Source organism: Pseudomonas sp. B21-056 (assembly GCF_026016325.1).
Classification (GTDB): Bacteria; Pseudomonadota; Gammaproteobacteria; order Pseudomonadales; family Pseudomonadaceae; genus Aquipseudomonas.
In genome coordinates this window covers 6,252,977-6,267,414 of sequence record NZ_CP087203.1, presented here as the reverse complement: position 1 = coordinate 6,267,414, position 14,438 = coordinate 6,252,977, and the positions used below count along the sequence as shown (strand labels likewise).

The following is a 14,438-nucleotide window of genomic DNA, read 5'->3' as shown; positions in this document are numbered from 1 at the left end:
TTGCCGAGGCAGGTGCGCCCGGAAACTGAGAGCGTGCTCACACTTGGCCGTATTGCTGCCCATGGCGCAGCCAGCGGTCCAGCAGCGGGCTGACGTGATCGGGCCAGCGTTCCAGCAGAGCCTGGGCGGCGTCGCGTACCGCAGGGAGCAGATCGGCGTCGCGCATCAGGTCGGCTACCTTGAATTGAAGCAGACCGGTCTGGCGCGTGCCGAGCATTTCACCCGGGCCGCGCAATTCGAGGTCTTTTTCGGCGATGACGAACCCGTCGTTGGTTTCTCGCATGATGCCCAGGCGCTGACGGCCGATCTGCGACAGCGGCGGGTGGTACAGCAGCACGCAATGGCTGGCGGCGCTGCCCCGACCGACCCGGCCGCGCAGTTGGTGCAACTGCGCGAGGCCCAGGCGCTCGGGGTTTTCGATGATCATCAGGCTGGCGTTGGGCACGTCCACACCGACTTCGATGACCGTGGTGGCGACCAGCAATTGCAGGGCGCCGGCCTTGAATTCGGCCATGACAGCGGCTTTTTCGGCGGGTTTCATGCGTCCGTGGATCAACCCGACTTTCAACTCGCCCAGGGCGGCAGTGAGGTCTTCGTATGTGGTTTCGGCGGCCTGGCAGGTCAGCTCTTCGGATTCCTCGATCAACGTACAGACCCAGTAGGCCTGTCGCCCCTCGGCACAAGCGCTGCGCACCCGCTCGATTACCTCGACCCGCCGCGTGTCGGTGACCAGCACGGTGTTGACCGGGGTGCGCCCGGGGGGTAGTTCGTCGAGGATCGAGGTGTCGAGGTCGGCGTAGGCGCTCATGGCCAGGGTTCGCGGAATCGGCGTGGCGGTCATGATCAACTGATGCGGGCACATCCGCCCGCCTACGCCTTTCTGGCGCAGGGCCAGGCGCTGTTGCACGCCGAAGCGGTGCTGTTCGTCGATGATCACCAGGGCCAGGTTCTTGAACTGCACTTCGTCCTGGAACAACGCATGGGTGCCTACCACCATCGGCGCGCCTTCGGCGATCTGCGCCAGGGCGGCGGTGCGGTTCTTGCCCTTGAGCTTGCCGGCCAGCCAGGCGACTTCGATGCCCAAGGGTTCGAGCCAGCGCTGGAAGGTGATGAAGTGCTGCTCGGCGAGGATCTCGGTGGGCGCCATCAGCGCCACCTGATAACCGGCCTCCAGGGCCTGGAGCGCGGCGAGGGCGGCGACCACGGTCTTGCCGGCGCCCACGTCGCCCTGGATCAGCCGCAGCATCGGCTCGGGCTGGCTCAGGTCGTAGGCGATTTCGTTGCCGACCCGCTGTTGGGCGCCGGTGGGCGTGAAACCCAGGTTGGCCAGGTAGCGCGCTGGCAAGTCCCGAGCCTTGGGCATGGCCGGGGCGCGCAGCGAGCGCAGGCTTTCGCGCAGGCGCTGTTGCGACAGTTGATGGGTCAGCAGTTCTTCGAAGGCCAGCCGGTGCTGGGCCCAGTGATGACCGAGGGCCAGTTCTTCGACATCGGCGTCGGCCGGCGGATGGTGCAGGTAACGGATCGCATCGGCCAGCGGCGCCAGTTGATAATCCCGGGCCAACTCCTTGGGCAGCCAGTCGGGCAGGCTGCTGGGGCCCAGCAGGGTCAGGGTCTGCTGGCAGAGCTGGCGCAGGCGTTGTTGGGTCAGGCCTTCGGTAAGCGGGTAGACCGGGGTCAGGGTTTCGGCCACCGGCGGTGGTTCGTCGCCGGTGATGGCGCGGTATTCCGGGTGATAGATCTCCAGCCCCGACGCGCCGGGCCGCGCCTCGCCGTAGCAGCGCACGCGGGTGCCGCGCTTGAGGCCTTCTTTCTGTGCATTGCTGAAGTGATAGAAGCGCAGGCTGAGCCCGCCGGTGCCGTCCTGCAGGCGCACCACCAGGCTGCGACGGCGGCCCATGACCACATCGGCGCCGCTGACGGTGCCTTCGATCACCGCATCCTGGCCCGGCCGCAAATGGCCGATGGGTACCACGCGGGTGCGGTCCTGGTACCGCAGCGGCAGGTGAAACAGCACGTCCTGGAGGTTTTCCAGACCGACCTTGGCCAGTTTCTCGGCCATGGCTTCACCGACACCCTTGAGTGTCGTGACCGGTACGTTGGACAGCTCAGTCATGGCAGCGGCTTACTTGGCGGCGGGCGGCTTGGCCACGGAGCACAGGCGGATCGAGTCAGCGAGAATCTCGATGGCCTTGGGTCGCGGGAAGCTGGCGCGCCAGGCGATGGCAACGGTGCGGAACGGCACGGGCGCCGACAGCGGACGGACTTCGATCACGCCTGGGGCGTAGTGATGGCTGTCCACCGCCGACAGCGGCAGGATCGAAATGCCCAGGCCCGATGCGACCATGTGGCGGATGGTCTCCAGGGAACTGGATTCCACCGTGGTGTGCTTGGCGCCTTCGCCGCCCTTGGTCAGGGTCGGGCAGGCTTCGAGCACCTGGTCGCGGAAGCAGTGGCCTTCGCCAAGCAACAGCAAGCTCTTGTCGTTGAGCAGGCCGGCGTCGATGGACTTTTTCTGGGTCCAGGGGTGCTGGGCCGGCATCAACACGTAGAACGGCTCGTCGTAGAGCGGCAGGGTCAGCACGTCGGCTTCGTTGAAGGGCAGGGCGATGATGATCGCGTCCAGCTCGCCGTTGCGCAGTTTGTCCCGCAGCACGTGGGTGAAGTTTTCTTCGATGTACAACGGCATCTGCGGAGCAACCCGATGCAGTTGTGGGATCAGGTGCGGGAACAGGTACGGGCCGACGGTGTAGATGGCGCCGACCTTCAGCGGAGCGGTCAGCTGGTTCTTGCCGGCCTGGGCCAACTCGCGGATGCCCTGGGCCTGCTCAAGCACTTTCTGCGCCTGGGCAACGATGCCTTCACCCACCGGCGTCAGGCGCACGGCGCTCTTGCTGCGCTCGAAAATCAGCACACCGAGTTCGTCTTCCAGCTTTTTCACACCCACCGACAGCGTCGGCTGGCTGACATGGCAACGCTCAGCCGCATGGCCGAAGTGCTGCTCTTGGGCGAGGGTCACGATGTAGCGTAATTCTGTGAGGGTCATGGCGAGCGTCCGTGAAGTTGCGAGCCAAGCATACCGGCTGCAATCGATAGACGCACGTTATCAGACTGGGGGAGGGGTGTGACACTGTCCAATGCCTGTCGTTGTTGATCGTTCCCACGCTTCCGCGTCACTAGTGTCCGGTAAAACCTTTTCATAGCTGAAGGCTACCCTGGGCAGCCTTCAGCTCTGTTCGTTCTTGCCTTCGATATCCGCGGTGTGTGTCGCTGAGCGGGCGCTCAAACAAGCTATGAGCCAGCCGGATAGTGAAGTTTGAAAGTGAGTCTGAGCAGGCCGAGCGTTGTTGATACAGGAGCAGCAAAAGGTATGTGATCAGCGCGCTGTAGATTTGTAGACGCACCGCGTTTTCAGAGAATCCGAAGTACCGTTTGAGCTTGAGTTTTTGCTTGATCCACTTGAAGAACAACTCGATCTGCCAGCGCTGCTTGTACAGGTCGGCAATTTCTTCAGCTGAGCGTGAAAAATCATTAGTCACCAGGATCAGCGGCGTTTCGTGATCATCTCGACGAACCTGGACCCGACGTACGGTTTGGTCGTGATAGTGATTTAACCGTCGTGTATTCAGGTGTTTTTTGCCAAATCGCACGGCTTCGTCCGACTCTATGAAGTCGGCATTTTCCCCTCTGTTCAGATCCTCTACGTGATTCACATTGGCATTTTTTTTGAGTCGTGTGACGAAGAACGCCCCCACCTGATCAATCTGGTGCCACCAGTTGTAATCGCAGTATCCCTTGTCGAAAACGTACGTGATGCCTGCTTCAAGCGGCATGGTCAGGGCGTCACTCAGGTCATTGACGTTGGCGGCAGTGATGTTCACGTAAGTGGGTGCTGTTTGTCGTGGATCAATTGCCACATGCACCTTCAGGCCTTGTGTTATGCGGGTTTTCGTCGCAGCGGTCCAGTCGTCGAAGCCGGGACCGCGCAAGGTGATTGAGGTCGAGTCGATCAGCGTGACCATCGCTTCCAGGGACTTGCGCTGCTTGCGGCCAACGCCCTGCAGCAAGTGCTCGCAGGCCAGCCGAAAAGGCTCTGAACTGCGTTTGCTCAAGGCATCACAAAGCGTTGAGCGAACCATGCTGCGAGCGTTGAGATGATAATGGTGAGGTTCCAGCGATTGCGATGCTGTCGCCAAGGCGCGCAGGCTGCTGGCTTGTGTTATCTGACCAAAGATCAGCGTGACGAGCAGATCCCAAGAGCTGAATTGCTTGGCATAACGATCAGCGCCACAGCGTTTGACTGCATTTTTGAACAACTGATGAGGGAGTGCTTGGAGCATTTGTGAAAAGCGAGTGCTGCTGAACATAGCCGGAATCGAGTCTGAAAAAGCCGAGTATCGCTCAAAGGCAGGTACAGCAAGGGGGAGCAAGCTCCCCCTTCAGTTTTTACCGGACACTAGTGACGCTTCCGCGTGGGAACGCAGCCCGTGACGCTCTGCGTCACACCTGCTTGCGGCGCGTCAGAGCTGGAACGCGGAGCGTCCCTTGAGGCATTCCCACGCGGAGCGTGGGAACGATCAAGGCTCCCTCGCCACAGGAATCAGCGTCGGCGTTTCTCGATGGAGTACACAAACGGCGCCACGATTTCGACGGAGCCGTTGGTCAGCATGTCGGCCGGCGGCTTGGGCAGTGGCTGGGCGTCGCGGATCATGTCCAGGGTGGCCTGGTCCAGGGACTCCGTACCGGCGCTGTCCACCAGTTTGTACGACAGCACGTTACCTTGGGCATCCACCACGAAGCGCAGGCGGTTGGTGCCTTCCTTGTTCATCTGCCGGGCCCTGAGGGGATACTTCTTGTGCTTGGCCAGGTGCGCCAGCAGCGTGCCTTGCCAGTTGGCCTTGGCCGCCATTTGCGCCGGCGACGGGCCAGGGGCCGGTTGCGCGGATTTTTCGCTCGGGGCCTGGGTTGGCTGGGTGTCGCTCGGCTTCTGCTCCGACGGCTCTTCCTTCGGCGGCTCGGGCTTTTTCTCTTCCACGGGCTTGGGCTTGGGCGGTTGAGGCTTCGGCTTGGGCTTGACCGGCTTGGGCACGGAGATCTCCGGCTTCGGCGCTTCGGCGAGTTTCGGCAACGGCAGCTCTTCAACCGGCTCCGGCGGTCGTGGCGGCGTGACGACTTTCGGCGGTGCCGGCGGCGGTGGGGCCGGAAGCGGCGCCAGCTCGACCATCATGGCCTGGGGCGGCAATTCCAGGGGCGGGCGCGATGTCCAGTTCAGCGCCAGCGCAATGGCGAGCGCGTGCACGCCCAGCACCACCGCCAGACTAGCGCCGTAACGCGTCAGCTTTTGGCGCGTGTTGATCATTTCTTCGGCGCCGTCTCGAGTCCGACCAGGCCGACCTTCAAGTAGCCGGCGCCGCGCAGGGCATCCATCACACTCATCAGGTCGCCGTAGTCCACGCCCTTATCGGCCTGGAAGAAGATCGTCGTGTCCTTTTTGCCCTGGGTTTTGGCGTCGAGGGTGGCACCGAGGGTTTCGGCTTTGACCTCGTCTTCGCCCAGGAACAGGCGCTGGTCGGCCTTGACGCTGAGGAACACCGGTTTCTCCGGGCGCGGCGATGGCTTGGCCGTCGACGCCGGCAGGTCAACCTTGATGTCCACGGTCGCCAGCGGGGCGGCCACCATGAAGATGATCAACAGCACCAGCATCACGTCGATGAACGGCGTGACGTTGATTTCGTGGTTCTCGGCCAGATCGTCGTCTGCGCCTTCCTTCAAATGCAGGCCCATGGCCGATTACCCCACCTTCACCATGTGCGGTTGCGAGCTGCGCTCGGTCGGCTGGTGGTCGAGGTCGCGGCTGACCAGCAGCAGCACTTCGGCCGAAGCGTCGGACACCTGGGCCTTGTAGCCGGCGATGGAGCGGGCGAACACGTTGTAGATGACCACGGCAGGAATGGCCGCCACCAGCCCGAGGGCGGTTGCCAACAGGGCTTCGGCGATGCCAGGGGCGACAACGGCAAGGTTGGTGGTCTGGGTCTTGGCGATGCCGATGAAGCTGTTCATGATGCCCCACACGGTGCCGAACAGGCCCACGAACGGCGCCGTCGACCCGATGGTGGCGAGTACGCCGGTGCCGCTGCTCATGTTGCGACCGCAGGCGGCCACCAGGCGTTCGAGGCGGAAGCTCACGCGTTCCTTGATGCCTTCCTTCTCGCGGCTGTTGGCCGACAGGCGCATCTCTTCGAGCGCGTCGTGCACCAGCAGGTTGGCGAGGGTGCCTTCCGTCGCTGCCGTGGCGCTGGCTTCCTTGAGAGTGGTGGCTTTTTTCAGAGCCGCGATTTCACCGCGCAAGCGACGCTTGGCGCCCATCAGCTCGAAGCCCTTGGCGATCCAGATGGTCCAGGTGATGATCGACGCGATGGCCAGGCCGATCATCACCAGTTTCACGATGATGTCGGCGTTCTGGTACATGCCCCATGGGGACAGGTCGTGGGCCATGCCCAGGGAGTTGTCGGCCTCGAGCACCTCAGGGGCATCGGCTGCCACGGCTTGGGCCGGTTCGCCGGCCACGGGTGTTACAACGGGGGCGACGGCCTCGGCCGGGGCCTGGGTGGCGGCCGGCGCGGTAGCTGGGGCCGTGGCCGGTGTCTGTGCATCGGCGAACGCGGCGGCAGGTGCCAGCAACAGGCTGCACAACAGCGCTGCCACGGCACCCCAGGCGCGAGATCGGTTGGTTGGCGAAGCGGAGGATAGGGAGCGTTTCATGCTGGCCGGACCTGAGAGAAAAAGAAGTCGATGTTCTTCCAGACCTCGTGAGGCCGAGAACAAAAGTGGGGTGCATTATTGCAAGTAATTCTTGTTAACAAAAGTAATAGAGTATCTTTTTTTCCTGCATTCCTAGCCGCGCGTCTCTTTGGCGCGCTAGTCTGCGGCTTTACCAGAGGAGATCCTGATGTCCGCGCCTTCTGTTTTGATCGCCGGTTGCGGTGATATCGGCGGCCGTCTCGCCAGCCAGTTGCTGGCGGCGCAATGGCAGGTTTATGGCATGCGGCGCTCGGTTTCGAGCCTGCCGGCGGGCGTTATCGGGGTGGCGGGGGATTTGTTCAGCGCGCAATGCCCAGCCGCCTGGCCGACCGGGCCACTGGACTACCTGGTGTACAGCGCCGCTGCCACCGAGCACGACGAAGCGGGTTATCGTGCGGCGTACATAGAAGGGTTACAGCATGTGTTGGGCTGGCTGAAGCAGCATGGCCAGCAGCCCAAGCGGTTGCTGTTTGTGTCCAGCAGCAGCGTTTACGGGCAGAAGGCAGGGGAGTGGATCGATGAAACATCGCCCACCGAAGCCGATGGCTTTTCCGGTCGGCTGATGCTCGAAGCCGAGCAAGTGGCCCTCGACAGCGGCATCCCGGCCAGCCGCGTGCGCCTGACGGGCATCTACGGCCCGGGCCGCGAATGGCTATTGAGCCAGGTGCGCCAGGGCTATCGCGTGGTGGTCGACCCGCCGCTGTACGCCAACCGCATCCACGCCGACGACGCCGCCGGGTTGTTGGCCTTTCTGCTGGAAGCGGATCGTCAGGGCAAAACCCTCGACGACTGCTACATCGGCGTCGACAACGCCCCTGCTGCACTGGCCGAGGTGGTGGGCTGGTTGCGCGAATACATGGGCGTCACCGACTGGGCCGAAGACGCCAGCGTGCGCCGCGCCGGCAGCAAACGCTGCAGCAACGCCCGCGCCAAGGCCCTGGGCTGGACCCCGCGCTACCCGAGCTTTCGCGAAGGCTATGCGGCGATCCTGGAAGGACGTTGCTGAAAGGCCAGTGAGCCAAACACAGACCCCCTGTGGGAGCGAGCCTGCTCGCGATGAGGCCGGAACAGTCAACATGGATGTCGACTGACAGATCGCTATCGCGAGCAGGCTCGCTCCCACAAGAGGATCTGTGGCAGCCGCGACCCAGCTCATCACCATCAGAAGCAGTTCCTGCCTTCCCCTACGTCGACGGCATCAAAGCCGATACTCAATCGGGCCGGCTATTGCATTGCGCTCTCGGCTCGCGTCGCGCGAAAACTACATCGCCCCTCGGCGAAGTTCCTCAATCGCTTTTTGCAAACCTTTGGAGTCGGCCGCCATCGCCTTCTCGGATGACTCACCGGGCTCCAGCTTTCTCATCACCGCCATACTCTTATCGTCGTAGATAAACAGCTGTGCACCCGATGGCAAGGTTACTGTACGAGCGACTCTGGAGTTATCTCCAAGAGTAGGAGGTGGCGTCGTATCCACAACGCCCCCAGCACCGGGTTGACCTGGCTGCCCTTGTTGATCTGATCGACCTAAGCTTTTCACGCTCAAGTCTCTGGCAAAAACAGCAGAGCACCTTTCCCTCAGTACGGCCGGGACCCTGGCTTCGCCAATACTTTCATACAGGTCAAGGCACAGATAAAACTGGTCATCTACACCGATAACCGAGCCGGCAATTTTCTCGACACTGGCTGCCACCACGGTCATTACGTCCTTATTGATCTCGCTCGTGCTTGCCAATGTAGATGCGCTTGATCCCGAGGCCGTGACCAGCGACTTTCTTGCCTCCTTCAGCGCAGCCTCAATGGAATCAATCGACGCTTTCAACTGCTTGGCTTCATCCGTCGCGGGATCCATACCCTTGTACTTCGCATTTGCCGCATTCAACTGGGTGGTCAGCTCAAGCACAGCGCCCGCTCTGTCTGCTGTCGCTGAGCCGCTCAGGGTTACGCTTGGGCTACGGACAACCCCTGTAAGCTGTTCAATCGCCATTAGAGCGACAGTGTTGCGCTGATTCCGGGTGAGCATCATCCGGTAGGCACTCGGTGTAATGCCGGAGTTACCGTAGGCTTGGCAAATACTGTAGAGCTGATCCCTCAGCAGCTGAATCGAATGGGTTCGTAGGCCGATACTTGCCCCCGACTCCTGGAACGCTGCCGCCAGTGCAGCCACGTCCTCTTTCTCCAGGGATAACGAACCCGCCAACGTCTTGAGCGCATCCGGGCTGGGCTCGGGGCACAGCACTTCGGTTTTCTTGCCACTTGTATCCACCCGAGTGGAGTAGGTCAGCAACCGCTCGTCGGCCTCAAGAACCCGAGACTTCTGGTACGGCGCACATCCTGTCAGTAAACAAACAACCACAACCGCGGATGGCCAAGTTACGTTCATCATGATCTCTTCCCTAAGAATGCGAAGGGGGTTCAGGAGGTCCTGCATGCCCAGTCGGAGCGTAGATGGCAAATTGCCGCCTCGCCAATTCCTGGCAAGGCATACTCAAAAAGTTGGTGGCCCCTTGTGGGGGAGGCTGATAGGAATTGCTTCTGCAGGTTCCCTGTCTGAACCCTTCACCACCAGGACGAAACACCCCCCAGGGCATCACGCAACTGAGCCGCGCCGATATTGCGTCGCCCCGGATCCGGCGCCAGGGCCGTTCGTAGTGCCGGCCAGCAACGCCTGGGCAGGTGGGGCGGGGCCTTGAGCTTGCGTTCCAGTCTGTCATCGCGAGCCTGGGTTGAAGGCACGCGACGGAACGGGTGTTTACCACTCGCCAGCTCATACAGCACGCAAGCCACGCCATAGACATCGGCTCCCGCCGACAGCGGTGCGCCGTCCAGTAGTTCAGGCGCGGCATAGCCTGGGGTCCAGGCGTTGAGGCGATGGCGATTCAGGTTGGGCAGGTCTTTCAAGGGACCCGCCGTTGCCAGGCCCAAGCCGAAATCGAACAGACGCACGCCGTCTTCGCTCAGCATCACGTTGCTTGGTTTCACATCGCCGTGCAGAACGCCCCGGCGATGGATGTAGGCCAAAGCATCGAGCAGGGGCACGGCAATCGCGTGCCATTCATGCCAGGGCAATCCAAGGGGTCGTTCGCAGAGCAGTTGGTCCAGGGTCAGGCCGCGCATCAGCTCCATGGTGATGAAAGCCCGCCGCTGGGCCGCATCCACTTCGAAGGTGTAGGGACGCAACAGGTTCGGATGATGCAATCGCCGGGTCAGGGTGAATTCGCTGTAGAGCAGGGCGCTGGCGTCGGGGGACTCGTCAACGTCCTCATTGAGCATTTTCAGCGCGATGTACGGATCGGGATCGCTGTATTGCTCTTGCAGCAGGTCCCGTGCGCGATACACAACCCCCATGCCGCCAGCGCCGAGCAAGTGTTCAAGGTGATAGCGCCCCGCGAGCACGTCAGGCATTTCACCGATGCTCCGTTGGCCAGCCAGCAAGGCAGACGGAGCGCCAGCGAACGCGACATACGTGGGCTGAGGGGGCGGTGTGGCTTGCGGGTCGTTCACTGGCCAATCACCACGGCCGTCAGGTTATCCCGCGCCGCACCGTGCAGTACTCGTTCAAACAGATATTCCAGCGTCATGCGCGGTGAAGCCAGACCCAGCCCATGACCCAGGGCCTGGCCGCTGAGGTCCTGATACAAGCCGTCACTGCACAACAAAAACCTATCACCGGGATGAACGTCCAGCTCCAGCACTTCCAGCGTCAGCTCTGGCGCGGCACCCACCGCACGGGTCAAGGCCTTGGCCGCAGGATGGGCACCGGCCTCGTCGATGCTCAGGTGTTGCTTGCTGATCAGTTGCTGTTGCAACGAGTGGTCCTTGGATAATTGATACAGGCGCCGACCACGCCACAGGTAGCAACGGCTGTCGCCTGCCCAGATGCAGGTGCCGCGGTCGCCTTCCAACAGCAACGCCACCACGGTGCTGCCTATGATGGCGGGATGCTGTTCGGCGGTGAGGGTCAGTTCCTGGCTGAGCCGTCGATTGGTCCAGCGCAGGCATTGGCGCACTGCCCTGGAGCGCTCCTTAAGGTCCGGGTGCGGCGGCAGCGCCGCCAGGTTGGCAACAATCAACTGACTGGCGACATCGCCCCCGGCGTATCCACCCATCCCGTCGGCTACCGCCCACAGCCCCTGTTGCGGGCAGTCGAGAAAGGCATCCTCGTTTCGTGGCCGGAGTTTGCCAGTGTCCGTACGCCCGGCGCTGCGCCAGGTACCTGCGCCCGGCATCAGAGCTGCACCGGCATTCGGAAGGTGCGCAGAACGCTCATGTCGAAAGGATTCGGCGTGCGCTGGCTCATCAACAGGAAGTTGGCCCGCAGGCCGCCCAGGTCTGCCTTGAGCACCCGCACGTCACGCCCGGTCAAGTATTCGGTTTCCATCAGGTCGAACAGGCGAAACAGCGACCACGGCCCTGTGTTTTTCTCGATGCCCACGCCGCGCCCGACCCATTTTTCCAATACCAGAGCGGCCCGACCGTCTTGAGCGTCGCTCGGCCAGGTAAACGCCACGGGCAGGATCGGGCCATGACGGTATTCGAGCGCCTTGTCGCCGAAGCGGAATTCGGAACGGCTCACCGCCGGGTCGAGCGTGTACGGCTCAAGTTTGAACTGCACCTGCGGCTCGGCCGGGTTTTCGGCAAAAAAACTCCGGCGGATGGTGTGCGCCGCCGACAGCTGATCAAGAAAGGCTCGTGACATCGGCAAGCTCTGGCCGTCGATGCCGCGAAGACGATAGTGCCCCGCCGAGCCGCTGACGAAAGGTTGCAGGTAACGCTCGAAGAAGCGATCGACTATACCCTCATCCTTGAAGAACTCCCGGAAGTCGTTGATCGCGACGTCACTGGCGCTGTGAGCGCTGAACGGATACCGCTTGTTAATGGCCTTGCCATAGAAACCGTACAGCTCACTCTGATAACGCTGGTTCAGAAAACGGTATGAATCGTTGAGCACCAGGCGCCAGCTGTCTTCGGCCAGGCTGTTGAACCATGCGCTGATCGGTCGGGGCAGACGCGTGGACGCATCACGCAGGTTGCTCAGGGCATCACGCTTGCCGCCCATGCGGCTCCTGGCCAATTCAAACGCAGCCTGCTCCGGCGTGCCGGCGCGGGCCAGGCTCGCCAGTTGCAACTGCACTTCATCGAGGACCCGCAAGGCTTGGGTCAGGTCGGCAGAGGGGCCGTTGTCAGGGTCGAGCAGACGGTGCAAGGGTTCGAAGCGCCGCTGCAGGGATTTCTGCGCGGTGTCCGGCAGTTTCTCGGCGAGGCTGCCGGAGATTTTCTGGGTGGTGGCGGCCAACTGTGCAGCGACACCGTTACCGACGATGGACGTCGCCTCGTCGATGCGTTCGGCAGCGGTCTGGAGCCGGGTGTTCTCGCGCACCTGTACCAGCATCTGCAGGATCGGCGAATGAGCCGACGTCAGCCCCGCCAGTTGTTCGGCCCCTGCGCCTGTGCCATCGAGCGATTGCAAGGCTACCTGGCCGATCGCTTCGCTCCACTGGTCGGCGTAGTCGCGAAAGTACAGCTGTTCGAGTTCGGTTATCAGGCGTCGCAAGTCCCCGCCGCTGAGGGTTGTGCCTTCGCCCAATACCCAATTGTCCCGCAGCAGTTCGGTGACCAGCGCCATGCCCTGAACCGAGAAGTAATGCTCGTACCCCCGGCGGGTGTAGAAACCAGGAATCGGATGGTCGATGCCGATCAGCAGCGGCCCTTGCGGCCCCAGGTGCTGGCTGAGGCGGTACTGTGGCAAGTGTCCGGCCTGCTCTCGCAGCATGCGGTAAACCACGGTGACCATGGATTCGCTGCGCAGGGCTTCCCGAGCCTCGGCCACCAGCGACCCATCGAGCCGCTGGGTGAACGGTTGCTCCAGCAAGCGCTCGAGGTGACTGTTCAAGCCGTCCTGTAGCGCCGTGTTGCCGGCGTAATGCAAAGACCAATCGCGGGCAACCCGATCCTTGAGCCACGGGGTATCGCGTCGCTCGTTCAGGTTCAGCATCAGGTACGCGCGCAGGCTGTTGAACAGCTGTTCGCGGTTATCCAGGTTGTCTCGGATATGCCCTTCAAGCATCTGCGTGATCCGGGGCAGCAGTTGCTCTTGCAGTTCACGCCGGTAGGCGTCGGTGACGACCGGTTTGCTCAATTCGCCCTGGTACAGGCCAACGCGCTCATGCAGTGGCGCCTCCCCGGCAGGTGGGAAAATCCGTGTGGCTGCGAAACGGGTATCGAGGGATGCGCTCAGGGCCGGCCAATCATCCTCCGCTTGCAGGACGGAGCGCTGTTGCTCCCACCGTTGCGCCAAGGTACGTAGCTGTTCCAGGCGTTCGTGGTTGGTCGAAAACCCGTTCGCCCACAACAGCCCGAACAGACCGAGGGCCGACAGCGCCCCCAGGTACAGGCCACGCTGGCCCCAATGGATACGGCTGCGCTCGCGCTGATCGAGGCCGGCCAGATCGGCTTCGGGAAAAATGACCCGACTGAGGAGTGATTGGATGAAGCGTGGGCGGCCGCCAGGCGAGGCGCTGGTCAGGTAGAACCCCCGCAGCGGACAGACGCTGCCGGTGAACGCTTTTTCGACCAGCAGGCACAGGTGGGCGCCGATCTGTCCCAACTGATGAGGAAAGTCGAGGATGTGACTGCGGCGCTGGAGGTCGCGCTCCTCATGCATGCGCAGGATCACCTGGCTGTTGAGCCGATGGAGCAGCGCCTCGAGTTCGTCCCGCAGCACGGTCACGTCGGAGCCTCGCTGGTTCCGGCTGAACGTCGCGCCCAGCACCTGATCGCTGTCCTCACGGGTCAGCGAATCGAAGAATTCATTGAAGCCCGGCACGTTGTCTGCCTGGCTAAGCACCAGGTAAATCGGTACATCCACGTGAAGTTGCCGTTGCATCTCCTGCAAGCGACCACGGATCTGGCAGGCCAGGGTGATGACTTCATCCTCGCTCCCCCGACGCAATATCTCGACCGGCACGCTGACCAGCACACCGCTCAGGGGCTGATTGCGGCGGCGCTTGCGCAGCCGTTCGAGCAAGGTGTTCCAGGCATTGCCATCGACCTCGGCGTCCCTCTGGGTCAGATAGCGGCCCGCGGTATCGAGCAACACTGCCTGCTCGGAAAAGTACCAGTCGCAATATCGGGTGCCCGACGCGTCGTCCATTGGCTTGAGCCCGGGCCTGTCGACGAAGAACTCGATGCCCGAGCAGTCGAGCAGGCGGGTCTTGCCGCAGGCTGGCGGGCCGATCAGCAAGTACCACGGCAAATCGTTGTGCAGGCTGAGGTTGTGGCCGGCATGCACAGGTGAAATGCCGGGTGTGCGCAGCGCTTGCTTGAAGCGCGAGTGCAGTTCGCGTCGCTCCTCATCCATGCTGGCCTGGCGGAGGAGGCGCTGCCGGTCGGGGTCGGTTGCCTGGGGCGCCGCGCTGGCGACGGTGCGTCCGTTGATGAACACCATCCCCAGACCCCACCCCAGCAGCAGCGCACTGATGGTCAGCAAACGTGCCGTCGGACTGGCCCAGAATTTGTTGTCATTGACCGCCAGCAGCGGCCCGAGGAACCACACCAGCAGCGTTACGCAAAGCACCAGCAGCAACGTCCAGACCCAGGCCGGACGCACCCAGGCGCCTACTTTCCCGAAAAGCAATTTCATG

At 62.5% G+C, this 14,438-nt stretch carries 11 protein-coding genes; 1 reads left to right on the top strand and 10 read right to left on the bottom strand.

Annotated features, from left to right (window positions below; all coding sequences use genetic code 11):
• Positions 1–37: 37 nt before the first annotated feature.
• The 6 genes from recG to exbB all read right to left on the bottom strand — a co-directional run bounded on the left by recG (position 38) and on the right by exbB (position 6,759).
• Positions 38–2,113 (bottom strand): ATP-dependent DNA helicase RecG, encoded by a 2,076-nt coding sequence (gene recG, locus LOY67_RS27560; protein ID WP_265065265.1) that lies wholly within the window; start codon positions 2,111–2,113, stop codon positions 38–40.
• Positions 2,114–2,122: 9 nt separating this feature from the next.
• Positions 2,123–3,043 carry a hydrogen peroxide-inducible genes activator gene (locus LOY67_RS27555; protein WP_265065264.1) on the bottom strand — a complete coding sequence of 307 codons (921 nt, stop codon included), beginning with the start codon at positions 3,041–3,043 and terminating at the stop codon, positions 2,123–2,125.
• A 151-nt stretch (positions 3,044–3,194) separates the two neighbouring features.
• A complete protein-coding gene (locus LOY67_RS27550) occupies positions 3,195–4,364 on the bottom strand; it encodes an IS4 family transposase (RefSeq protein WP_265064268.1) in 1,170 nt (389 codons plus the stop codon).
• A gap of 233 nt (positions 4,365–4,597) precedes the next feature.
• Positions 4,598–5,356: an energy transducer TonB gene (locus LOY67_RS27545; RefSeq protein ID WP_265065263.1), complete on the bottom strand. Its 759-nt coding sequence runs from the start codon at positions 5,354–5,356 to the stop codon at positions 4,598–4,600.
• On the bottom strand, positions 5,353–5,781 hold the full coding sequence (exbD, locus tag LOY67_RS27540; protein ID WP_003206888.1) for a TonB system transport protein ExbD: 429 nt from the start codon (positions 5,779–5,781) through the stop codon (positions 5,353–5,355). The genes LOY67_RS27545 and exbD overlap by 4 nt, the downstream gene beginning before the upstream one ends.
• A gap of 6 nt (positions 5,782–5,787) precedes the next feature.
• Positions 5,788–6,759: a tonB-system energizer ExbB gene (gene exbB, locus LOY67_RS27535; protein ID WP_265065262.1), complete on the bottom strand. Its 972-nt coding sequence runs from the start codon at positions 6,757–6,759 to the stop codon at positions 5,788–5,790.
• 187 nt (positions 6,760–6,946) lie between these two features.
• Between exbB and LOY67_RS27530 the strand changes: the two genes are divergently transcribed.
• Positions 6,947–7,804, top strand: a complete 858-nt coding sequence (locus LOY67_RS27530; RefSeq protein WP_265065261.1) for an NAD-dependent epimerase/dehydratase family protein — start codon at positions 6,947–6,949, stop codon at positions 7,802–7,804.
• A gap of 255 nt (positions 7,805–8,059) precedes the next feature.
• Here the strand turns inward: LOY67_RS27530 and LOY67_RS27525 are convergent, their stop codons facing one another.
• From LOY67_RS27525 to tssM, 4 genes are all read right to left on the bottom strand, one after another.
• Entirely contained in the window at positions 8,060–9,181 is a 1,122-nt protein-coding gene (locus LOY67_RS27525) for a hypothetical protein (RefSeq protein WP_265065260.1), read from the bottom strand.
• 173 nt (positions 9,182–9,354) lie between these two features.
• Positions 9,355–10,299: a serine/threonine-protein kinase gene (locus LOY67_RS27520; protein WP_413776156.1), complete on the bottom strand. Its 945-nt coding sequence runs from the start codon at positions 10,297–10,299 to the stop codon at positions 9,355–9,357.
• A complete protein-coding gene (locus tag LOY67_RS27515) occupies positions 10,296–11,024 on the bottom strand; it encodes a PP2C family protein-serine/threonine phosphatase (protein WP_265065259.1) in 729 nt (242 codons plus the stop codon). The genes LOY67_RS27520 and LOY67_RS27515 overlap by 4 nt, the downstream gene beginning before the upstream one ends.
• A complete protein-coding gene (gene tssM / locus LOY67_RS27510) occupies positions 11,024–14,437 on the bottom strand; it encodes a type VI secretion system membrane subunit TssM (RefSeq protein ID WP_265065258.1) in 3,414 nt (1,137 codons plus the stop codon). Before tssM ends, LOY67_RS27515 begins: the two co-directional genes overlap by 1 nt.
• Between the last annotated feature and the right edge of the window lies 1 nt (position 14,438).